21 protein-coding genes are annotated in these 20,371 nt (G+C 72.2%); 15 read left to right on the top strand and 6 right to left on the bottom strand.

The window, feature by feature from the left end; translation table 11 throughout:
* The first annotated feature begins 122 nt into the window (after window positions 1-122).
* The 8 genes from ACWCXC_RS18995 (at window position 123) to ACWCXC_RS19030 (ending at window position 6,923) form a co-directional block, all read left to right on the top strand.
* The gene (locus tag ACWCXC_RS18995) at window positions 123-767 is read left to right on the top strand and encodes an HAD family hydrolase (protein WP_450685662.1); all 645 of its coding nucleotides are present in this window, start codon (window positions 123-125) and stop codon (window positions 765-767) included.
* A 42-nt stretch (window positions 768-809) separates the two neighbouring features.
* Complete coding sequence (locus ACWCXC_RS19000; RefSeq protein WP_450889994.1) at window positions 810-2,021, top strand: MFS transporter; 1,212 nt, start codon at window positions 810-812, stop codon at window positions 2,019-2,021.
* Window positions 1,990-3,162 carry an acetoin utilization protein AcuC gene (locus tag ACWCXC_RS19005; protein WP_450889996.1) on the top strand — a complete coding sequence of 391 codons (1,173 nt, stop codon included), beginning with the start codon at window positions 1,990-1,992 and terminating at the stop codon, window positions 3,160-3,162. The genes ACWCXC_RS19000 and ACWCXC_RS19005 overlap by 32 nt, the downstream gene beginning before the upstream one ends.
* Before the next feature lie 109 nt (window positions 3,163-3,271).
* Window positions 3,272-4,087: a phosphatase gene (locus ACWCXC_RS19010; protein ID WP_450685665.1), complete on the top strand. Its 816-nt coding sequence runs from the start codon at window positions 3,272-3,274 to the stop codon at window positions 4,085-4,087.
* Window positions 4,088-4,215: 128 nt separating this feature from the next.
* Window positions 4,216-4,428, top strand: coding sequence for a helix-turn-helix domain-containing protein (locus ACWCXC_RS19015; protein ID WP_018525026.1), 213 nt, complete (start codon window positions 4,216-4,218; stop codon window positions 4,426-4,428).
* Window positions 4,429-4,539: 111 nt separating this feature from the next.
* On the top strand, window positions 4,540-4,638 hold the full coding sequence (locus tag ACWCXC_RS19020; protein ID WP_003948845.1) for a 30S ribosomal protein bS22: 99 nt from the start codon (window positions 4,540-4,542) through the stop codon (window positions 4,636-4,638).
* A gap of 147 nt (window positions 4,639-4,785) precedes the next feature.
* Complete coding sequence (locus ACWCXC_RS19025; protein ID WP_450889999.1) at window positions 4,786-5,886, top strand: NAD-dependent epimerase/dehydratase family protein; 1,101 nt, start codon at window positions 4,786-4,788, stop codon at window positions 5,884-5,886.
* A gap of 14 nt (window positions 5,887-5,900) precedes the next feature.
* Window positions 5,901-6,923, top strand: a complete 1,023-nt coding sequence (locus tag ACWCXC_RS19030; RefSeq protein WP_450890001.1) for a lysophospholipid acyltransferase family protein — start codon at window positions 5,901-5,903, stop codon at window positions 6,921-6,923.
* Window positions 6,924-6,977: 54 nt separating this feature from the next.
* Here the strand turns inward: ACWCXC_RS19030 and ACWCXC_RS19035 are convergent, their stop codons facing one another.
* The 3 genes from ACWCXC_RS19035 to ACWCXC_RS19045 all read right to left on the bottom strand — a co-directional run bounded on the left by ACWCXC_RS19035 (window position 6,978) and on the right by ACWCXC_RS19045 (window position 10,497).
* Window positions 6,978-8,177 carry a DUF5667 domain-containing protein gene (locus ACWCXC_RS19035; protein WP_450685667.1) on the bottom strand — a complete coding sequence of 400 codons (1,200 nt, stop codon included), beginning with the start codon at window positions 8,175-8,177 and terminating at the stop codon, window positions 6,978-6,980.
* Between the two features lie 249 nt (window positions 8,178-8,426).
* Window positions 8,427-9,218: an ECF subfamily RNA polymerase sigma factor, BldN family gene (locus tag ACWCXC_RS19040; protein ID WP_450890004.1), complete on the bottom strand. Its 792-nt coding sequence runs from the start codon at window positions 9,216-9,218 to the stop codon at window positions 8,427-8,429.
* Between the two features lie 343 nt (window positions 9,219-9,561).
* Window positions 9,562-10,497 carry an HAD family hydrolase gene (locus tag ACWCXC_RS19045; protein ID WP_450685669.1) on the bottom strand — a complete coding sequence of 312 codons (936 nt, stop codon included), beginning with the start codon at window positions 10,495-10,497 and terminating at the stop codon, window positions 9,562-9,564.
* A 148-nt stretch (window positions 10,498-10,645) separates the two neighbouring features.
* Between ACWCXC_RS19045 and ACWCXC_RS19050 the strand changes: the two genes are divergently transcribed.
* The 6 genes from ACWCXC_RS19050 (at window position 10,646) to hemB (ending at window position 17,237) form a co-directional block, all read left to right on the top strand.
* The gene (locus tag ACWCXC_RS19050; RefSeq protein ID WP_385112693.1) at window positions 10,646-10,921 is read left to right on the top strand and encodes a glutaredoxin family protein; all 276 of its coding nucleotides are present in this window, start codon (window positions 10,646-10,648) and stop codon (window positions 10,919-10,921) included.
* Between the two features lie 272 nt (window positions 10,922-11,193).
* Entirely contained in the window at window positions 11,194-11,961 is a 768-nt protein-coding gene (locus ACWCXC_RS19055) for a redox-sensing transcriptional repressor Rex (protein WP_450685670.1), read from the top strand.
* Entirely contained in the window at window positions 11,958-13,466 is a 1,509-nt protein-coding gene (locus tag ACWCXC_RS19060; protein WP_450890007.1) for a glutamyl-tRNA reductase, read from the top strand. The genes ACWCXC_RS19055 and ACWCXC_RS19060 overlap by 4 nt, the downstream gene beginning before the upstream one ends.
* Window positions 13,463-14,449, top strand: coding sequence for a hydroxymethylbilane synthase (gene hemC / locus ACWCXC_RS19065; RefSeq protein ID WP_450685672.1), 987 nt, complete (start codon window positions 13,463-13,465; stop codon window positions 14,447-14,449). The genes ACWCXC_RS19060 and hemC overlap by 4 nt, the downstream gene beginning before the upstream one ends.
* Window positions 14,446-16,113, top strand: a complete 1,668-nt coding sequence (locus ACWCXC_RS19070) for a uroporphyrinogen-III synthase (RefSeq protein WP_450685673.1) — start codon at window positions 14,446-14,448, stop codon at window positions 16,111-16,113. Before hemC ends, ACWCXC_RS19070 begins: the two co-directional genes overlap by 4 nt.
* Window positions 16,114-16,241: 128 nt before the next feature.
* The gene (gene hemB / locus ACWCXC_RS19075; RefSeq protein ID WP_450685674.1) at window positions 16,242-17,237 is read left to right on the top strand and encodes a porphobilinogen synthase; all 996 of its coding nucleotides are present in this window, start codon (window positions 16,242-16,244) and stop codon (window positions 17,235-17,237) included.
* A 158-nt stretch (window positions 17,238-17,395) separates the two neighbouring features.
* Here hemB and ACWCXC_RS19080 read toward each other — a convergent pair whose 3' ends face one another.
* The gene (locus ACWCXC_RS19080; protein WP_450890009.1) at window positions 17,396-18,226 is read right to left on the bottom strand and encodes a HEAT repeat domain-containing protein; all 831 of its coding nucleotides are present in this window, start codon (window positions 18,224-18,226) and stop codon (window positions 17,396-17,398) included.
* 81 nt (window positions 18,227-18,307) lie between these two features.
* Between ACWCXC_RS19080 and ACWCXC_RS19085 the strand changes: the two genes are divergently transcribed.
* Window positions 18,308-18,712 carry a DUF3224 domain-containing protein gene (locus ACWCXC_RS19085; RefSeq protein ID WP_450890010.1) on the top strand — a complete coding sequence of 135 codons (405 nt, stop codon included), beginning with the start codon at window positions 18,308-18,310 and terminating at the stop codon, window positions 18,710-18,712.
* Between the two features lie 38 nt (window positions 18,713-18,750).
* Here the strand turns inward: ACWCXC_RS19085 and ACWCXC_RS19090 are convergent, their stop codons facing one another.
* Both ACWCXC_RS19090 and ACWCXC_RS19095 read right to left on the bottom strand, forming a co-directional pair.
* On the bottom strand, window positions 18,751-19,467 hold the full coding sequence (locus ACWCXC_RS19090) for a DUF4232 domain-containing protein (RefSeq protein WP_450682526.1): 717 nt from the start codon (window positions 19,465-19,467) through the stop codon (window positions 18,751-18,753).
* Window positions 19,468-19,556: 89 nt separating this feature from the next.
* Entirely contained in the window at window positions 19,557-20,312 is a 756-nt protein-coding gene (locus tag ACWCXC_RS19095; RefSeq protein ID WP_450890011.1) for a DUF4232 domain-containing protein, read from the bottom strand.
* Window positions 20,313-20,371 lie beyond the last annotated feature (59 nt).

Here is a 20,371-nt window from a genome sequence, read left to right on the forward strand (position 1 = left end):
CCGATGGTACTGCAGGGGGGACCCTGTGGGAGAGTAGGACGCCGCCGAACAATCATTGTGAATGAGCCCCGTGCCCTTGTGGCACGGGGCTCATTTGCGTTTTGAGCGCTTAAGGTCGTGCCATGCGCTACGACTTGGTCATCTTCGACAACGACGGTGTGCTCGTGGACAGCGAGCCGATCTCCAACACCATCCTCGCCGCCTACCTCACGGAGCTGGGGCACCCGACCACGTACCAGCAGTCCCTCCGCGACTACATGGGGGCTGCCATGCACCGGGTGCACGACCTCGTGGCGGAACGCGGTGGTGAGAAACTGCCGCCCGACTTCGACGACGCCTTCCACGCCCGGGTCTTCGCGGCGTTCCGGGAGGAGCTGGAGCCCGTTCCCGGGGTCGACGAGCTGCTGGGGAAGCTCGTCGCCGACGGGGTCCGGTACTGCGTCGCGTCCTCCGGAAGCCACGAGCGCATCCGCGTCGGACACCGCAAGACGGGACTCGACCAGTGGTTCGAGGACGACTGGATCTTCAGCTCCGAGGACGTCGGCCGGGGGAAGCCCGCGCCCGACCTGTTCCTGTACGCCGCCGAGCGGATGGGGGTGAGCCCCGAGCGCTGTGTCGTCATCGAGGACAGCCCGCTCGGGGTGGAGGCCGCCAAGGCCGCGGGCATGGACGTGTACGGGTTCACCTCGATGATGCCGGCGGACCGGCTGGCCGGGGTGAACGGGCATTTCTCCGACATGGGACAGCTCCGGGAATTGCTCGCCTGACGCGTCTACCCACGGGTAGAAACTGGCCCTACGCTCGCGCCCATGACAGATGCACGTATGCGGCACGGCAGAGCCTCCCTCGCGTGGAGCTTCTTCGTGCAGGGCGTCACCTTCGCGCTCCTCGTGACGCGGATACCCGCCATCCAGGACCGCTACGGGATATCCGACGGGCTGCTGCCCGTCTTCCTGGCCGCCGTCCCGATCCTGGCCGGGGTGGGCAGTGTGGTCACCGAGAAGGTGGTCGCACGGGTGGAGCCCCGGATCGTCCTGCGGTGGGCGCAGCCCGTCGTCCTGCTCGCCCTGCTCGGCGTCGGGGCCGGGAACCGGGTGTGGGAGGCCGCGCTGGCGCTCGGGGTGTTCGGGCTGTCCGTCGGTGCCCTGGACGCCTCGATGAACATGATGGGCGTCAGCCTCCAGCGGGCGTACGGCCGTTCCATCATGCTGGGCTTCCACGCCGCGTACAGCCTCGGCGGGATCGTCGGGGCCTCCCTGGCGTGGGCCGGCGCCCACTGGGATCTGTCGCTGCTGGTCTCGTACCTCCCCGTGGTCGTCCTGCTGCTGCCCGCCGCGTTCGTCGGGAGCCGGTGGTACGCGGACGGGAACGAGGGGACGCGGGACGGGGCCGGGGAGGAGCGGGGGACGGCCGGGGCCGCGTCCGTCTCCTTCACGCTGCTGATGCCGCTCTGCCTGGTGATGTGCTTCGCGTACATCGGGGACTCGACGGTCTCCAACTGGAGTGCCAAGTACCTCCAGGACGTGCTGGGCAGCTCGGAGCAGATGTCGACCGTCCCGTACAACGTCTACATGGTGACGACGCTGCTCGGGCGGGCCGTGGGGGACTTCGGGGTGCGGCGGTTCGGGGCCGTGGCCGTGGTGCGGGCCGGGAGCGTGCTGGCGGCCGCCGGGTTCGCGGTGGTGGCCATGGCCGGCGGGGCCTGGGTGGGGATGCTCGGGTTCACCATGCTGGGGCTCGGGCTCTGCGTGATCGTGCCGCAGACCTTCGCCGCCGCCGGGCGGATGTTCCCCGGGGCGAGCGATGTGGCGATCGCGCGGCTGAACATCTTCAACTACGTGGGCTTCCTCGTCGGCTCCCCGCTCGTCGGGGCGCTCGGGGACGCGTGGAGCTACCGGGGGGCGATGCTCGTGCCCATGGTGCTGGTGCTCGCGACGCTCGTGTACGCCAAGTCGTTCGGCGCGGAGCCCGCCCGATACGGTGGCGGGCATGAGCGGCCGCGCACAGTTGATGTGGGATGACGCAGTAACGGGATACGACTTCGGGGACTCGCACCCGATGGACCCGGTCAGGCTCGCCCTGACGATGAGCCTGGTGCGGGCTTTCGGCCTGGACCGGGCGGTGGACGTGGTCGCGGGGAAGCCCGCCGGGGAGTCCACGCTGCGGCTCGTGCACCGCTCCGACTACCTGGAGGCGGTCCGGGCCGCGTCCGCCGATCCCCGCTCGGCCGACCAGGGCTACGGGCTGGGGACCGTGGACGATCCGGCGTTCACGGGCATGCACGAGGTGTCGGCGCTGATCGCCGGGCAATCCGTGGCCGCGGCCGAGGCCGTCTGGCGGGGCGGGACCGCGCACGCCGTGAACTTCACCGGCGGCCTCCACCACGCGATGCCCGGCGGCGCGGCCGGGTTCTGCATCTACAACGACCCCGCGCTCGCCATCGCCCGGCTGCTGGAGCTGGGCGCGGAGCGGGTCGCGTACGTCGACGTCGACGTGCACCACGGGGACGGGGTGCAGGCGGCGTTCTGGGAGGACCCCCGGGTCCTCACGATCTCGCTGCACGAGCATCCGCGGACGCTGTTCCCGCACACCGGCTGGCCGGAGGAGACCGGTGCGGGGGCGGGGGAGGGCGGTGCGGTCAATGTGGCGCTGCCGGCCGGTACGGGGGACGGCGGGTGGCTGCGGGCCTTCCACGCGGTGGTGCCGGAGCTGCTGGCGGACTTCCGGCCGCAGGTCCTGGTGACCCAGCACGGGGCGGACACGCACTTCGAGGACCCGCTGGCGCATCTGGCGGTCACGCTCGACGCGCAGCGGGCCGTGATGGACGCCTGCCACGACTTCGCGCACGCCTACGCGGAGAACGGGCGGTGGGTGGCCCTCGGCGGCGGGGGGTACGCGGTGGTGGACGTGGTGCCGCGTTCCTGGACACATCTGGTGGGGATCGCCGCGCATGCCCCGGTGGATCCGGAGACGGTGATTCCGTCGTCCTGGCGGGACGAGGTGTACGCGCGGACGCGGCAGCTCGGGCCGGCCCGGATGACGGACGGGCGGGTGCCGGTGTGGAAGCCCTGGGAGGAGGGGTACGACCCGGCGGACCGGCTGGACCAGGCGGTGCTGGCGGCCCGGCGCGCGGCGTATCCGCTGCGGGGGCTGCTGACCTGACGCCCCGTGGCCTCGGGGCCGGGGGCGCGCGGGGGCGTGATTACGCCAACTGTGGGGCGCACTACGGGTTTTGGTCCCCGGTCCGCGCGGTTGGGGCAGCATCGGCAGGGTGTTGAGCACCGGAGCGCTGCGTGCGCATCTGCTGGCGGCCCGGCTGGCCGGGCCCGTGGCCACCTCGCGGGAGACGAGTCTGCGGAGCTATCGGCTGTTCGCGGCCGGGGACCCCAGGGTCACGCTCGGGCTGAGGCCCGGCGGCGAGTGGGGCGAGCGGGAGCTGTTACGGCTGATGGCCGAGCGGTGCGGGGTGTCGGACGATCCGTCGTACGTCTCGGGTCCCGATGTGATCGATCCGGAGCGGACCGTGGCCGGTCTGGAGGCGTTCGCGGGGCGGTTGGGGCGGGCCGCGGCCCGGCGTTCGCCGGTGCTGTTCGGGACCGGGCACCCGCACCGGCTGCTCGGTTTCTACGCAGCGCTGGCAGACGCGTTGTCGGCGGCGGGGTGTCCCGTCCTCACCCCGGCGCAGGGGCGATGTATCGACATAACGACCCGGTTCGGCGTACGCACGTACAACCTCGACTACGTACGGGGAGTCGCGCTGGTGCGCGAACCCGGCGCGCGGGTGCCCGGTGGTGGCACCGGCGCACACACCCATTCACCGCTGCCCCTCAGGGTGGCGCTGGCCGCCGCGGCGGACGCCGGAGGGCCGCTGCCGGAGCTGGTGGTGGGGGACCACGGATGGGTCTGCGGAGCAGGTCAGCTCGGTATCGAGGCGATCGGGCTGGCCGATACGGACGATCCCGCGCTGTTCGTCGGGGAGGCCGAGGGGCGGGTGGCGGTGGCCGTTCCGCTCGACGACGCGGTGCGCTCGGCGTACTACCTGCCGCTGACGCGCTATGTACTCAATCGGGCGTGTCTGTCACAGTAGGCGGCCGATCGTCTCTCCTCTTCCCCACTCGCATCACCCGCCCCTAATCTGGGGAGTGAGCGCACAACGACGAAGAGTCACCGGAGGGGAAGCCGGTGCGCGTCCGGTGCGGAAGGTACAGGTGGGTCATGGCTGCTGACAGCGAGAGGCCTCTGAACGAGGTCAAGTTTCTGACCGTGGCGGAAGTCGCCTCGGTCATGCGAGTGTCGAAGATGACCGTGTACCGCTTGGTGCACAGCGGTCATCTGCCGGCGATCCGGGTGGGCAGGTCCTTCCGGGTGCCGGAGCAAGCGGTTCACGAGTATCTCCGCGAGTCCTTCGTGGGGGTAGCGTCCGCCTGACGTTTCCCCTCGGATTACGTCCCTCACGCGGTGGCGGGTAGGCTAGGCCGACGTAGGTCGTGTGGGCCCAGACGCCCCGCACCAGTGAAGAAGAAGTGAGCGAGGGTAGTCGTGGGCTCTGTTATCAAGAAGCGGCGCAAGCGGATGGCCAAGAAGAAGCACCGCAAGCTGCTCAAGCGCACGCGCGTTCAGCGTCGCAACAAGAAGTAAGCGAACGCCGTTCGTGTCCACCGCAGCCCTTCCGCCGATCCGGCGGGAGGGCTGCGGTGCTGTGTGCGGGGGGTGTCCACCCGCTACGGTGACGTCCTGGGGGGCCTGGACTCCTCCCGCACGGGAGACCGACGGAAGGCGCTGATCGTGGGGAAGGTCGTGCTCGTCACGGGAGCGGCCCGGCAGCTGGGGGGCCGCTTCGTGCGGCGCGTCCAGCGGGATCCGGGTGTCGACCGGGTGATCGCGGTGGACGCGGTCGAGCCCGGCCACCGGCTGGACGACGCCGTCTTCGTCCGCGCGGACATCCGCCGCCCGGCGATCGGCCGGGTGCTGGCCGAGCACGGCGTGGACACGGTCGTCCATCTGGACGTCAGCGGCACGGCGCTCGGGGCGCAGGGGCGTACCGCGGTCAAGGAGACCAACGTCATCGGCACGATGCAGCTGCTCGGCGTCTGCCAGAAGTCGCCGTCGGTGCGGCGGCTGGTGGTCAAGTCCACGACCAGCGTCTACGGTTCGGCGCCCCGCGATCCCGCGGTCTTCCACGAGACGACCCCGCCCAAATCCCTGCCGGGCGGCGGATTCGCGAAGGACGCGGTGGAGGTCGAGGGGTACGTACGGGGCTTCGCGCGCCGCCGGCCGGACGTGGCCGTGTGCGTGCTGCGGTTCGCGAACATCCTGGGACCCGACCCCGATTCGCCGCTGGCCGACTATCTGTCGCTGCCGGTGCTGCCGACGGTGTTCGGGTACGACCCCCGGCTCCAGTTCGTCCACGAGGACGATGTGATCGACGTCCTGGGGATCGCGGCCGGCGAGGCGCGGCGCGGGACGCTGAACAGCGGGACGTTCAACATCGCGGGGGACGGGGTGCTGCTGCTCTCGCAGTGCGCGCGGCGGCTGGGGCGGCCCACGCTGCCGGTGCCGCTGCCAGCGGTCACCTGGGTCGGCCAGGCGCTGCGTACGGCCGGCATGACGGACTTCTCGGCGGAGCAGATCCGGCTGCTGACGCATGGCAGGGTGGTCTCCACGGTGCAGATGCGCGAGACGCTGGGCTTCCGGCCGAGGTTCTCCACGGCGGAGACCTTCGCCGCGTTCGTGGCGGGCCGGGGTCCGGGGCTGCTGCCGCCCGAGAGGGTGGGCCGGGCCGTGGACCGGCTCGCCGTGTTGGCCGAGGGGTCCCGGGGTGCCGGCGGGGCCGCGCGGATCGCCGGGCCGGACGGCACCACGGACCCGACCCCCGGCGCGAGGTAGAGGAGCGCACGACGATGGCGGATGCCAAGGTCATTCCGTTCGACGACGACCGTTCGCGGTCCGGAGGCGTGCCACGGGCCGGACGCAGGAGGGCCCAGGGACACGGCACGGGCTCGGTGAGCGCCCTGCCGGGGCAGCAGGCGGGGGCGAGGCCGTCCCCGGAGCCCGGGAGGGCCGCGGAGGCTCCCGGCGGTGACGGCGGCTGGGAGCGGCGGATCGCGAGCGGACTGGCGTTCCTGCGGCGGCGGGTCACCGGTGAGTACGAGGTCGACGAGTTCGGTTACGACGAGGAGCTGACCGACCAGGTCCTGATGTCGATGCTGCGGCCGGTGTACGAGAAGTACTTCCGGGTCGAGGTGAAGGGCATCGAGAACATCCCGTCGGAGGGCGGGGCGCTGCTCGTCTCCAACCACTCCGGGACGCTGCCGCTCGACGGGCTGATGCTCCAGGTCGCGGTGCACGACAACCATCCGGCGGGGCGCCATCTGCGGCTGCTCGCCGCGGATCTGGTCTTCATGCTGCCGGTGGTCAACGAGCTGGCCCGCAAGGCCGGTCACACGCTGGCCTGTGCGGAGGACGCGGAGCGGCTGCTGCGGCAGGGCGAGGTCGTCGGGGTGATGCCGGAGGGCTTCAAGGGCATCGGGAAGCCGTTCGGCGAGCGGTACAAGCTCCAGCGCTTCGGGCGCGGCGGGTTCGTGTCGACGGCGCTGCGTGCGGGGGTGCCGATCGTGCCCTGCTCGATCGTGGGTGCCGAGGAGATCTACCCGATGATCGGGAACGCGAAGACGCTGGCCCGGCTGCTCGGCTTCCCGTACTTCCCGATCACGCCGACGTTCCCGTGGCTGGGGCCGCTGGGGGCGGTGCCGCTGCCGACGAAGTGGACGATCCAGTTCGGCGAGCCGATCGCCACGGACGGCTATCCGCTGGAGGCGGCGGAGGATCCGATGCTGATGTTCAACCTGACGGATCAGGTGCGGGAGCAGATCCAGCACACGCTGTACAGGCTGCTGGTGCAGCGGCGGTCGGTGTTCTTCTAGCGAAGGTCCTTCGCGGGGAGAACACCGACCGCCAGCACCGGCCGCCGGGCCGGGTCAGTCCCTGTCGTCCTGGGCGTCGATCCCGAGGCCGCCGATGAGCCCCGGGAGGAGCGGAGGCAGGGTGATGTCCGGGGTGGGCGGGGTGCTCGGGGTGGTGCCGGACGGGGCGGTGCCGCTGTCGGACGGGGGGTTGAGCAGACCGTCGGTGCCGCCGGCGATCAGTCCCTCCGCCGGGGTGCTGCCGGTGTCCGAGGGGCGGGGCGAGGCGCTGGTGGCGCCCGTGCCGGACCGGTGGCCGTCCTCGGGTGCGGCGGACGGCGGGGTGTCCGTCCGGGAGGAGGGGGCCGCGCCGGTGCCGTCGGTGCCGGAGTCGCGTGCCGTCCCGCTGCGCTCGGGTGCGCGGGGGAGCAGCGACTGGAGCGGGCCGACCTCTTCGTCTATGGCCGCGAAGACCGAACTCACCTCGTTGCCGACGTCGGTCAGCTGGACCGGGAGGCGGTCGCGGAGGCTGCTCCAGGTGGCGCGGTGGGAGCGGGAGAAGGAGTCCAGGGTCTGGATGGGGCCGATCTTGCCGTCCCGCTCGTAGGCGGAGTGGAGCAGGCGGTGGCCCTCGGTGGCGTCGTGCGTCATGCGGTTGAGGGTGCGCCGGATCTCGCCGAGCTGCTCGTGGTCGAGGTGGCCGGAGCGGGCGCGCTCCATGAGGCGGCGGGCCTCGCCGAGGCGGGTGGACGCCTGGTCGAGGTAGACCTCGCCTCGGTCCGTGTCGCCGTTGGCCAGGCCGAGGTGGATGTCCTCCATGCCGCGCTTCAGGCCGTAGAGGGAGTCACCGGGGAGGGCGTCGGAGCTGGCAGCGGCCACTCCGCCGAAGGCGCCCGCCGCCACACCCACGGTGAGGCCGCCGGCGGCCAGTCCCTTGGTCCAGCGCGATCTCGGGCGCAGCTTGCGGAGCGGGGAGGCCCGGTGGGCGCCCCTGCCCCGTTGTTCGGGCACGGTAGGGTCCGCGGACGCACCGCCCCCGGCGAACATGGTCTCCATGGCGGCGACGAGCTGGGCTCGCTGCACCACTTTGACGTCGGGGTCCAACTGCGGCTTGGGCAGCTCACCGAGGCCGTTCGCCAGGGCCAACAGCTCTTCCGGAGCGGCCTGTTCGGCCGGGTCCTCGGACTGTACGGCCGCCGCACCGTGGAGCGACTGCTCCTCCAGGGCCTGGGCGAAGGCGTTCGCCCGCCGGTGTGCCGAGACGTTTGCGATCACTGGCGGCACCTCCTCTCGTCATGACGGTCGACTCCCCTGCTGGTCCGGAAGGTTGCACACCTTGAGCGCTTCCACACGAACGAGTGAGCGTCGGCGGACAGGGCGTGACGACAGGGGGCCTGCAACCCGCACAACGAGCGGCGCGGCACTTGGGTTACGCACGAAGGATGATCGGACCAGTGCGTGAAGGGGCTGTTTCGGGGAGTGACGATGGCCGGGGTGTCCGGGGCGGCGGGGGCGGTCAAGGGGTCAGCGGGCATCGTCCGGAAGAAGCCGGGCCAGGGTGCGCACGGCGCGGTACTGGAGGGTCTTGATCGCGCCCTCGTTCTTCCCCATCACGCGCGCGGTCTCGGCGACCGAGAGCCCTTGGAGGAAGCGCAGGGTCACGCACTCCTGCTGCTGGGGGTTGAGGCGGCGCACGGCCTGGAGCAGGGCGGCGTTGGAGAGGGATTCGAGGACGGAGTCCTCGGGGCTGCGCTCGACCTCGTTGGCGTCGAGCATCTCGCCGGTGGTGACCTCCAGCCGGAAGCGGCTGGACTTGAAGTGGTCGGCGACCAGGTTGCGCGCGATGGTGACGAGCCAGGCGCCGAAGTCGCGGCCCTGCCAGGTGAAGGTGGAGATGCGCCGCAGGGCGCGCAGGAACGTCTCGCTGGTGAGGTCCTCCGCCGTCGCCTTGCCGCCGACCCGGTAGTAGATGTAGCGGTACACGGTGTCGCTGTACTGGTCGTAGAGGCGGCCGAAAGCGTCGGCCTCGCCGGCCTGGGCGCGCTCGACGAGATCCATCATGCGCGCGCTGTCGCTGTCGGCGGTGGGCCGGCGGACGGTGGCGGACGTCGACGCGGCCGTGGCCGTCGTGCCGCGGTTGCCGCGTCTTCCGACCGCCGCACCGCGCTCGGCCATGGCATAGCAAGGGCCGACAGGTGCAGGGGTGGCGAAGGCGGGGACGGCGTACGCGGTGGGGACGAAGCCGCGCAGACGGTCGGCGACCGATGCGCGCAGCGTAGCCAGGCCCGAGGCGTCAACCCCGACGTGTGGGTACACGGGACTCCCAGAGGCAGAGCTTCCATCACGTTCAGTGCGGAACCGTCACTTGTCGTAGTGAGGGAAAGGTTCCGGAATGCGTCTGAGGAGAATAACGCTTCGTACAGGCAGTGCTACACCCAGTTGCTCAAATCACCGATTACGTCGCTTCTGTAGCGACTATTCGACGCATCAAGTAGCACATCGTGATCGGTTGTTGATCGAATTACTTACGGATCTGCCTGCGGTCACGACGGGTTGTGCCCGGGTCGGGACAGGCCGACTGGCCGGGGCCGTATCGGGGTACGGACTCCCGGATCGGTGTCCCGCCCCGGGCGCGGCCCGGGGCGCGGGGGGAGAGGGATCAGCGACGGCGGCGGTGCAGGGCGACGGCGGCGGCGGTGCCGCCGGCCAGGGCGCCGACGCCGGCCGCGGCGGGGATGCCGACCTTGGCGGCCTTGCGGCCGGTCCGGTAGTCGCGCAGCCGCCACTCCCGGGCGCGCGCGTGCTTGCGGAGCTTGGCGTCGGGGTTGATCGCGTACGGGTGTCCGACCAGGGAGAGCATCGGGATGTCGTTGTGCGAATCGCTGTACGCGGCGCAGCGGGCGAGGTCCAGGCCCTCGGCGGCGGCCAGCGCGCGCACCGCCTCGGCCTTGGCCGGTCCGTGCAGCGGTTCGCCGACCAGGCGGCCGGTGTAGACGCCGTCGACCGATTCGGCGACGGTTCCCAGGGCCCCGGTCAGGCCGAGCCGGCGGGCGATGATCGTGGCGGTCTCCACCGGGGCGGCGGTGACCAGCCAGACCTTCTGGCCGGCGTCGAGGTGGGCCTGGGCGAGGGCGCGGGTGCCGGGCCAGATGCGGTCGGCCATGTACTCGTCGTAGATCTCCTCGCCGATGGACATCAGCTCCGAGACCCGGTGGCCCTTGACGATGGACAGGGCGCTCTCGCGGGCGTCCTGCATGTGCTCGGGATCCTCGACGCCGGCCAGCCGGAACCACGCCTGCTGCCAGGCGAACCGGGTCAGCTCGCGGCGCTCGAAGAACTTCCGCTTGTAGAGCCCCCGGCCGAAGTGGAAGAGCGCGGCGCCCTGCATGACGGTGTTGTCGAGGTCGAAGAAGGCCGCCGCCCGGTCGTCGCCGACGACGGGGAAGTCGGGCTCCTCGGCCGGGGTTTCGGCGGTGGGTTCCCCGGTGTCCGTGAGCGAGGACTGCCGTGCTGCCTCTGCTGCTGCCTCGCCCGCCAGCACGCTCCGTGCTGTCGCGGAGCGCCGGCGGGGGGTGAGCCATCCAAGAGCGGCCATGCCGGTGAGCATAGCCATTCGTCCCGCCCGATCCCGACCTGCCGGGATGCGGCGGCGTGAACTCTCGACGGCGGAGACGTTAAACGGGCGATTGCGCAGGGACCGGCCGAAACCGGGGACGGCCCGGCGACGGCGCAGAATGAGGGGTATGAGTCCGCTGCTGCGCCGTACGAAGAAGAAGCCCGCCGAGCGGGTGGTGACCCTGGTCGGGAAGCCCGGGTGCCATCTGTGCGACGACGCCCGCGAGGTGGTGCGGGCGGTCTGCGAGGAGACCGGGGCGTCCTGGGAGGAGAAGGACATCACGGGGGACGAGGAGCTGTACCGGGCGTACTGGGAGCAGATCCCCGTGGTGCTGGTTGATAACGAACAGCACACGTTCTGGCGCGTGGACCCGGCGAGACTGCGCAGCGCGCTGCTTTCCTGAGTCAAACGCGGTTACCATCGTGGGCGTTTTGAGTGGTCTCGGGGGCGTGGCTGTGAGGAGTGTGTTCCGCTTTGCCCCCTTCGGGCCTGCAACGGGCTGATGCGATCCATGGTTCCTGGATCGCGCGACGTGCGTGCGTGACCCCGGTCACTTTGACCGGACAAAACGGACACAATCTTTGTGCACGCGTTCACAAAGACATAGCCTGCATTCGACGGGGCGGTCTTGGGACATACGGCCGCCTGCAGCCCCGCTCATCCCGCAGGAGCACCGTGGCAACTGGCCGAAATCACCGACCGGCGACCCGTAGCCGAGGAATTCCCGAGGCCACCGTCGCCCGACTTCCGCTGTATCTCCGCGCGCTGACCGCGCTCTCCGAGCGTTCGGTCCCCACGGTCTCCTCCGAGGAGCTCGCCGCGGCGGCCGGGGTCAACTCCGCGAAGCTGCGCAAGGACTTCAGCTATCTCGGTTCGTACGGCACGCGCGGCGTCGGCTACGACGTCGAGTACCTCGTCTACCAGATCTCCCGTGAGCTCGGCCTCACCCAGGACTGGCCGGTCGCCATCGTCGGCATCGGCAACCTCGGCGCGGCCCTCGCCAACTACGGCGGTTTCGCCTCGCGCGGCTTCCGGGTCGCCGCCCTGATCGACGCCGACCCGGCGCTCACCGGCACGCCGGTCGCCGGTATCCCCGTCCAGCACGCGGACGAGCTCGACCGCATCATCAGCGAGAACGGCGTGTCGATCGGGGTGATCACCACCCCGCCCGGCGCCGCCCAGCAGGTCTGCGACCGGCTCGTCGCCGCGGGCGTGACCTCCATCCTCAACTTCGCCCCGACGGTGCTCTCCGTGCCCGAGGGCGTCGACGTGCGCAAGGTCGACCTCTCCATCGAGCTGCAGATCCTCGCCTTCCACGAGCAGCGCAAGTCCGGTGAGGAGGCCGTCGACGGCGGTCTGGACCCGGCCGCGCCGCCCGTGCGCGCCACCACCGCCGGCCGGAAGGGACCCGACGGGGACATGCCCGCCGTGATGCCGGCATGAGCCTCCTCGTCGTGGGACTGAGCCACCGCAGCGCCCCCGTCTCCGTACTGGAGCGGGCCTCGCTGACCGACGACAGCCGGGCCAAGCTGCTCCAGGACACGCTCGCCGCGGAGCCCGCGGCCGAGGCGGCCGTCCTCGCCACCTGCAACCGCATCGAGCTCTACGCCGACGTGGACAAGTTCCACGCGGGCGTCGCCGAGCTGTCCACCCTCCTCGCCCAGCACAGCGGCGTGGGGCTGGACGAGCTGACCCCGTATCTCTATGTGCACTACGAGGACCGGGCCGTCCACCACCTGTTCTCGGTGGCCTGCGGACTGGACTCGATGGTCGTGGGCGAGGGCCAGATCCTCGGCCAGATCAAGGACGCGCTGGCGCTGGGGCAGGAGCTCCACACCGCCGGGCGGCTGCTGAACGACCTGTTCCAGCAGGCCCTGCGGGTCGGCAAGCGCGCCCACAGCGAGACCGGGATCGACCGGGCCGGACAGTCCCTGGTCACCTTCGGTCTGGAACAGCTCGCCGAGGGGCGCGACCCCGCCGCCTGGGCGCGGGGCAAGCGCGCCCTGGTCATCGGCGCCGGCTCGATGTCCTCGCTGGCCGCCGCGACCCTGGCCCGCACCGGTGTCGCCGAGGTCGTCGTCGCCAACCGCACCCGGGCCCGCGCCGACCGGCTGGTCGAGATCCTGGGCCAGGCCGACGGCACCGGAGTCACGGCCCGCGCGGTCGCGATGACCGAGGTCCCCGGTGAACTGACACGTGCCGACATCGTGGTCTCCTGCACCGGCGCCACCGGTCTGGTGCTCACCGCCGAGGCCGTCGCCGGTGCGCTCGGGGTCGACGTCGTCCCCGAGCGGGAGGCGCCCGCCGCCCCCGTCCCGGCCCCGGCGGCGCCCGCCGCCGCGGACGAGCAGCACGCCGCCTGGGTGGAGAACGGCTCCGCCACCGCGACCGCGCAGGCCCGCGCCGTGCGCCGGGTGACCGTGCCCGCCCAGTCCGCCGGGCCGGTGCGCCTGGCCCTGCTGGACCTCGCGATGCCGCGCGACATCGACGGCGGCGCCGCCCGCCTCGACGGTGTGCGCCTCGTCGACATCGAGTCGCTCGCCGAGGCGTCCGCCGACGCCCCGATGGCCGCCGATGTGGACCAGGTGCGCACCATCGTGGCCGAGGAGGTCGCCGCGTTCGGCGCCGCCCAGCGCGCCGCCCACATCACCCCGACCGTCGTCGCGCTGCGCACGATGGCCGCCGGTGTGGTCGCGGGCGAGATCGCCCGGCTGGACGGCCGCCTCCCCGACCTGGACGAGAAGCAGCGCGCGGAGATCGCGCAGACCGTGCGCCGCGTCGTCGACAAGCTCCTGCACGCGCCCACCGTGCGGGTCAAGCAGCTCGCCAGCGAGCCCGGCGGCGCCGGGTACGCGGACGCGCTGCGCGAACTCTTCGACCTCGACCCGCAGACGGTCGCCGCCGTCTCCCGGGCAGACCTGAACGACCCGAATCGAGGGCGGTCATGACCGACAACTCACCCCTGGGCGCGGGGGGCACCCGGCCGCTGAGGCTGGGGACCCGGCGCAGCAAGCTCGCCATGGCGCAGTCCGGCATGGTGGCCGACGCGGTCCGCGAGGTGACCGGCCGCGCCGTGGAACTCGTCGAGATCACCACGTACGGGGACACCTCCCGCGAGCACCTCGCGCAGATCGGCGGGACCGGCGTGTTCGTCGCCGCGCTGCGCGACGCGCTGCTGCGCGGCGAGGTGGACTTCGCCGTCCACTCGCTCAAGGACCTGCCGACCGCGCCGACCGAGGGCCTGGTGCTGGCCGCGGTGCCGGTGCGCGAGGACCCGCGCGACGCGCTGGTGGCCCGGGACGGGCTGACCTTCGAGCAGCTGCCGGCCGGGGCCCGGATCGGCACCGGCTCGCCGCGCCGCATGGCGCAGCTCAACGCGTACGCCCGCAGCCACGGCATGGAGATCGAGACCGTGCCGGTGCGGGGGAACGTCGATACGCGTATCGGATTCGTACGAAGCGGGGAGCTGGACGCGGTGGTACTCGCCGCGGCCGGGCTCAGCCGTCTCGGACGGAGCGGTGAGGTGACCGACTTCCTGTCGGTCGACACCGTTCTGCCCGCTCCCGGCCAGGGAGCACTGGCGATCGAGTGCGCTGCCGCCGGCGCCGACCTCGCCGCCGCGCTCGCGGAGCTCGACGACCCGTACACCCGGGCCGCCGTGACCGCCGAGCGTGCCCTGCTCGCCGCCCTGGAGGCCGGCTGCTCCGCACCCGTGGGTGCGCTGGCCGACCTCCTGGCCGACGGTCAGGCTGTCAACGAACTGCGCCTGCGCGGGGTCGTCGGTTGTACCGACGGTTCCTCGCTGGTGCAGCTGTCCACCACCGGTCCCGTCCCCACGTCGCACGACGACGCGGCGGCCCTCGGTCGCGAACTCGCGGCCGAGATGCTCGCCAAGGGTGCGGCCGGTCTTATGGGGGAGCGAGCACAGTGAGCCCCACCGGCCCCGCCGCATCCGATTTCCCGGTCCTGTCCGCAGGGCACGTCACCTTCCTCGGCGCCGGTCCCGGCGATCCGGGACTGCTGACACTGCGCGCCGTCGAGGCGCTGGCGAGCGCGGACGTCCTTGTCGCCGAGCCGGACGTCCTCGGGGTCGTTCGCTGCCATGCGAGGGCAGGGGTGAGCACCCCTGAGCTGGCGGTTGTTGACGCGCAGTCAACAGCCGCCGGGGTTCCCGTTCTCAGGGACGCCGCCAATCTTGTCATGGAGGCCGCGAAGGGCGGCAGGCGGGTCGTGCGTGCCGTCGCGGGCGATCCCGGCCTGGACGGGAACGCGGGCTCCGAGATGCTGGCCTGCGCCGCCGCCGGCATCCCCTTCGAGGTGGTGCCGGGCGTCGCCAACGCCGTGGGCGTGCCGGCGTACGCCGGGGTGCCGCTGCGGGACGCGCAGGGCACGGACGTCCGCTTCGTGGACGCCCGGACCGCCACGGACCGCTGCTGGGCCGAGGTCGGGGCGAGCGACGCGACGTGCGTCATCTCGACCTCGCTCGACGCCGTGGCCGCGGCCGCGGGCGAGCTGGTCTCGGCGGGCCGCAAGCCCGACACCCCGCTGACCGTGACCGCCGCCGGGACGACGACGCGCCAGCGCACCTGGACGGCGACGCTCGGCACGGTCGCCCAGGTCTTCAAGCAGGGCAAGGTGCTGCCGTCGCCGGACGGGCACCAGCCCGTCATAGCCGTGGTCGGGGAGCGCAGCTCCGCGGCCCAGCGCGACCAGCTGGCATGGTTCGAGTCGAAGCCGATGTTCGGCTGGAAGGTGCTCGTGCCGCGGACGAAGGAGCAGGCCGCGTCGCTCTCCGACCAGCTGCGTTCCTACGGCGCCGTGCCGCACGAGGTCCCGACGATCGCGGTCGAGCCGCCGCGTACGCCCCAGCAGATGGAGCGCGCGGTCAAGGGCCTGGTCACCGGCCGCTACGAGTGGATCGCCTTCACCAGCGTCAACGCCGTGAAGGCCGTCCGGGAGAAGTTCGAGGAGTACGGGCTCGACGCCCGTGCCTTCGCCGGGATCAAGGTCGCCGCGGTCGGTGAGCAGACCGCGAAGGCCCTGGTCGACTTCGGTGTGAAGCCGGACCTGGTGCCCTCGGGCGAGCAGTCCGCCGCGGGTCTGCTGGAGGACTGGCCGCCGTACGACCCCGTCTTCGACCCGATCGACCGGGTTTTCCTGCCCCGGGCCGACATCGCCACCGAGACCCTGGTGGCCGGGCTCATCGAGCTGGGCTGGGAGGTCGACGACGTGACCGCGTACCGCACGGTCCGCGCCTCGCCGCCGCCGGCCGAGACCCGGGAGGCGATCAAGGGCGGCGGTTTCGACGCGGTGCTCTTCACCTCGTCCTCCACGGTGCGCAACCTGGTCGGCATCGCGGGCAAGCCGCACAACGTGACCGTCATCGCGTGCATCGGCCCGGCCACGGCGAAGACCGCCGAGGAGCACGGGCTGCGCGTGGACGTCCTCTCCCCGGAGCCGTCGGTGCACAAGCTGGCCGAGGCCCTGGCGGAGTTCGGCGCGCGGCGCCGGGACGCGGCCAAGGAGGCCGGGGACCCGGTGACCCGGCCGAGCGAGCGCCGTCCGGGCGCGCGCAGGCGTCGTACGACGACCTGACCGGATCCGAGCGGGTACGGGGCCCGGCCGCCTCCATGTGAGGCGGCCGGGCCCCGGCGCGTTTCCCGGTGCTTTTCCCGGCACGGGTGTCGGTAAGAGCGTGATGTGTACGGGTCTAGTCTCGAAGGATGACTGTGTACGGAAACTTCCCCGGCTCGCGGCCCCGTCGGCTGCGGACGACCCCCGTGATGCGGCGGATGGTCGCCGAGACACGGCTCGACCCGGCGAACCTGATCCTGCCCGCGTTCGTGCGCGAGGGCATCGACGCCCCGGTGCCGATCTCGGCCATGCCCGGGGTCCAGCAGCACACCCTGGACACCCTGCGGAAGGCCGCGGTCGACGCGGTCGCGGCCGGTGTCTCGGGGATCATGCTGTTCGGTGTACCGCTGGACGAGAAGAAGGACGGCCGGGGCACGGCGGGCACCGACCCGGACGGCATCCTCCAGGAGGGGCTGCGCGCGGTCCGCGAGGAGGTCGGGGACGAGCTGGTCGTCATGTCCGACCTGTGCCTGGACGAGTACACCGACCACGGCCACTGCGGGGTGCTCACCGACGACGGCCGCATCGACAACGACGCGACGCTGGAGCGGTACGCCGAGATGGCCCAGGTCCAGGCCGACGCGGGCGCCCATGTGGTCGGCCCCAGCGGCATGATGGACGGCCAGGTCGGCGTGATCCGCGACGCCCTCGACCAGACCGGGCACGAGGACGTGTCGATCCTCGCGTACACCGTGAAGTACTCCTCCGCCTTCTACGGCCCGTTCCGCGAGGCCGTCGGCTCCTCGCTGCGGGGCGACCGCAAGACGTACCAGCAGGACCCGGCCAACGCCCGTGAGTCGATGCGCGAACTGGCGCTGGACCTGGCCGAGGGCGCCGACATGGTCATGGTCAAGCCCGCCGGCCCGTACCTCGACATCCTCGCCAAGGTCGCCGACTCCGTGGACGTGCCGGTCGCGGCGTACCAGATCAGCGGCGAGTACGCGATGGTCGAGGCCGCCGCCGAGAAGGGCTGGATCGACCGCGAGGCGGCGATCCTGGAGAGCCTGACCGGCATCCGCCGCGCGGGCGCCCAGATGATCCTGACGTACTGGGCGACGGAGGCGGCGCGGTTGCTGCGCGCTTAGGGCCCTTCGTTCGGATCATGCTGGGCTCGCGGGGTGTGGCACGCGTGTCTGCGGCGTTGTCGTCGGTTGCCAACGCTCCGCGTTGACGCCCTCCTCCGCCTTGCAGCCCCACGCACCACACCCCGCTCCCTGATCCAGCCTGATCCGAACGAAAGGCCCTAGGACCTGTCGGCCGGTTCCTCATCGGGCGGGGCGTCGGCCCGCCGCCCGGTGAAGTCGACCTCCTCGCGCACCTCCGGGTCCGGGTCGGCGGCCAGGCTTCGCAGGAGGTCGTCGACGCCGGGGGTCGCCCAGCGGGCGACGGCCCGGACGAGCGCGGCGCGGACGGCGGGGTCGGGGTGGCCGGCCAGCGGGGCGAGGCGGTCGAGGGGGCCCCGGCGGCGGAAGCCGAACCAGTACAGCGCCTCGCGCAGGGCGTTCGCGTCCCGGGCCGCGTCGAGCCGTTCCAGGAGGACGGGGACGGCCGGGGCCGGGCCGTCCAGCGGGTGGGGGCGGCGCCGGCGCAGCCGGGCCGAGCCGTACTCGCCGCGCACGCGGCAGCCGGTGCAGGTGCACGGGCGGGTGCCGTGGGCGTCGGGGAAGTAACGCCAGCCGGTCACCTGGCGGACGGCGCGGACGCGGTGGATCTCGCCGCGCGGGACGGGCCGGGGGAGGAAGACCTCCCAGCCGCGCGGGTCCTCCAGGGCGGCGATCCGGCGGACGGCCTCGCTCGCGATGACGCCGGTGGGTGCTCCGCCGCGCCGGCGGCCGTAGTGCCCGACGGTGACGGGCTCGGCGTCGGGCAGGCGCAGATGGACGGCGACGAGGCCGCGCGGGCCGTGGTGGCGGGCGAGTTCGCGCAGCCACTGATGGGTCAGGGTGTACGAGGGCAGGACCGGGAAGCAGTACACGCCCCGGCCGCCGTCGGGGCCGTGCGCGGCGGCCCGGATGCCGGTGCGGCGGATGCGGTCCGCGTACGCGGCAGGGGTCAGATGCACGAACATGGCCATGACCGCGAGGGTAGGAGACCGGCCCCGGGCGGGCCGAGCGGTTTTCGGGTGGGTGTCAGTGGCGGTCCCTACGATCGGGACATGCGAATCTCCGGAACGTTCACCGTGACCTCGTTCGCCCCGACCGAGCTGAAGCCCGAGCCCGCGATCGACACGGCCCTTCCGGTGGGGGTCGCCACCATCGTGAAGGCATTCGAGGGCGGGGTCGTGGGACGGTCGACCACCCTGTTCACCTCCGCGTTCGACCAGGAGTCCGGCGTCGGCTCGTACGTCGCGATGGAGTCCTTCGAGGGCGCGCTCGACGGCCGGGAGGGCACCTTCAACTTCGTGCACTCGGCCGCGACGACCGGCTCGGACCGGCGGGACGAGTTCTTCTCGGTCGTGCCGTCGAGCGGGACCGCCGCCCTCGCCGGGATCAGCGGGGGCGGCGGTATCGCCGTCGACGAGGACGGCACGCATCGGATCTGGTTCGACGTCGAGTTCTAGGCCGCGCCTCCCGGACGCTGCCCGGAACCGGGGGCTTTTCAGAGCAGGGCGTTGTCCATCTCGGTCTGCCAGTAGGTGACGAAGCCGTTGTCGTCCCAGTACGTCGTGCCGGGGAGCGTCAGTTCGGTGGCGTGGGACTCGGACTGGTTGTTCCGGTCGGCGAGGAAGACGCCCAGGTGCTCGCTCTTGTACGGCTTCCGGCCGTTGGGCTCGCCGGTCAGACCGATGCCGGCGTACGCGGACTGGCCCGGCTCCAGCGTCACCACGGCCTGCGGCTTGCTGTCCTGGAGGACCGGGAACACCGCCTGCGCGTCGTCGAAGCGGAGCATGGGGGCGTAGTACGCGTAGCAGGGGCGGGAGCCCGTGTTGGTGAGGGTGAGCAGCAGGTGGTTGATGGGGCGGCTCACCTTGGTCACGGTGATCTTGGTGGTGGAGGCGACGCAGGTGACCGGGCTGGTGCTGCCGCCGCCGTTGCCGCCGCCCGTGCCGCCCGCCGGGGCCTTCGTTCCGGCCGGAGCCTTCGGCTTGGCGTCGCCGGCCGGTTCGGTGTCCGTGTCGGCGGTGGAGTCCTTGGCCGGGGTCGCCTCGGCCGAGGGCTTCGCCGTGCCGTCGGCGTCGGCCGAGGCCGCGGGGGAGGCCGCCGCGCCGGGCTGACCGGCGGCGGCTCCGTCGTCCCCGTTGCACGCCGTCAGCGAGAGCGCGGCGAGCAGGGCGGTGGCGGCCAGGACGGTGGTGCGGATGCGGTTGCTGCGCATGATGGTGCTCCCCGTGGAGTGTGTGGTGGTGCTGGTGGAGTGTGTGGTGGTGCCGGTGGTCGATGGGGGTGCTGCGTGCGTGGTGGTGCTCAGTACTGGAGCGCGTCGTCCATGCCGGTCTGCCAGTACGTGACCGTCAGGGTGCTGTCCACGTACACGCTCCTGGCGAGCGGCACGCTCACCGGAGAGCCGGTGCCGTCGAAGCCGCCGTCGCGGTTCTGGAAGCCGACCGTCAGGTCCTGGGTCTTGTATCCGTTCGAGCCGCTGCCGTCGGCGGACGACGTCATCACACCGGTGTAGGCGGACTCGCCCGGGTCGAGGGTCACCACGGCCTGGGGCTTGCTGCCCTGCGCGGTCTTCGGGACGGACTGGGCCTCCCCGAACCGCAGGGCGGGGTAGTAGTACGCGTTGCACGCCTTGGAGCCGGTGTTCGTCAGTGTGAGCAGCATGTGGTTGACCGGCCGCTTGACCTCGGTGATGGCCAGCTTGGTGTTCGCCCCGGTGCAGGCTGTCGTGGTCGCGCCGCCGCCGCTGTCGCCGCCGGCCGGCTTGGCGGTGGACGTGCCGCCGCCCGAGCCGGAACCGGAGTGCGAACCCGAGCGGGAATCCGAGCCGGTGGAGTCGTTCTTGTCCTGGCCGGCGGGCGACGCGGTCGCGTCTTTGCCGCCGGAGGAGCCGGAGCCGTCGGCCGGGGTCCCGGCGGACGAGCCGGGGGTGGCGGACGCGAGGGCGTCGTACGGTTCCGGGGCGTCGCTCTGGCAGGCCGTCAGCGAGAGGGAGGCGAGAAGTGCGACGGCGCCGAGGGCGGTGGTGCGGGCGGCGCGGAGGAAGGCGGTGGTACGCATGAGGTGATATCCGTTCGTCGAGTTGCGCGAAGTTGTGGGGCGCCGCTTTGGCACACCGG

This window comes from Streptomyces sp. NPDC001515 (genome assembly GCF_053597115.1).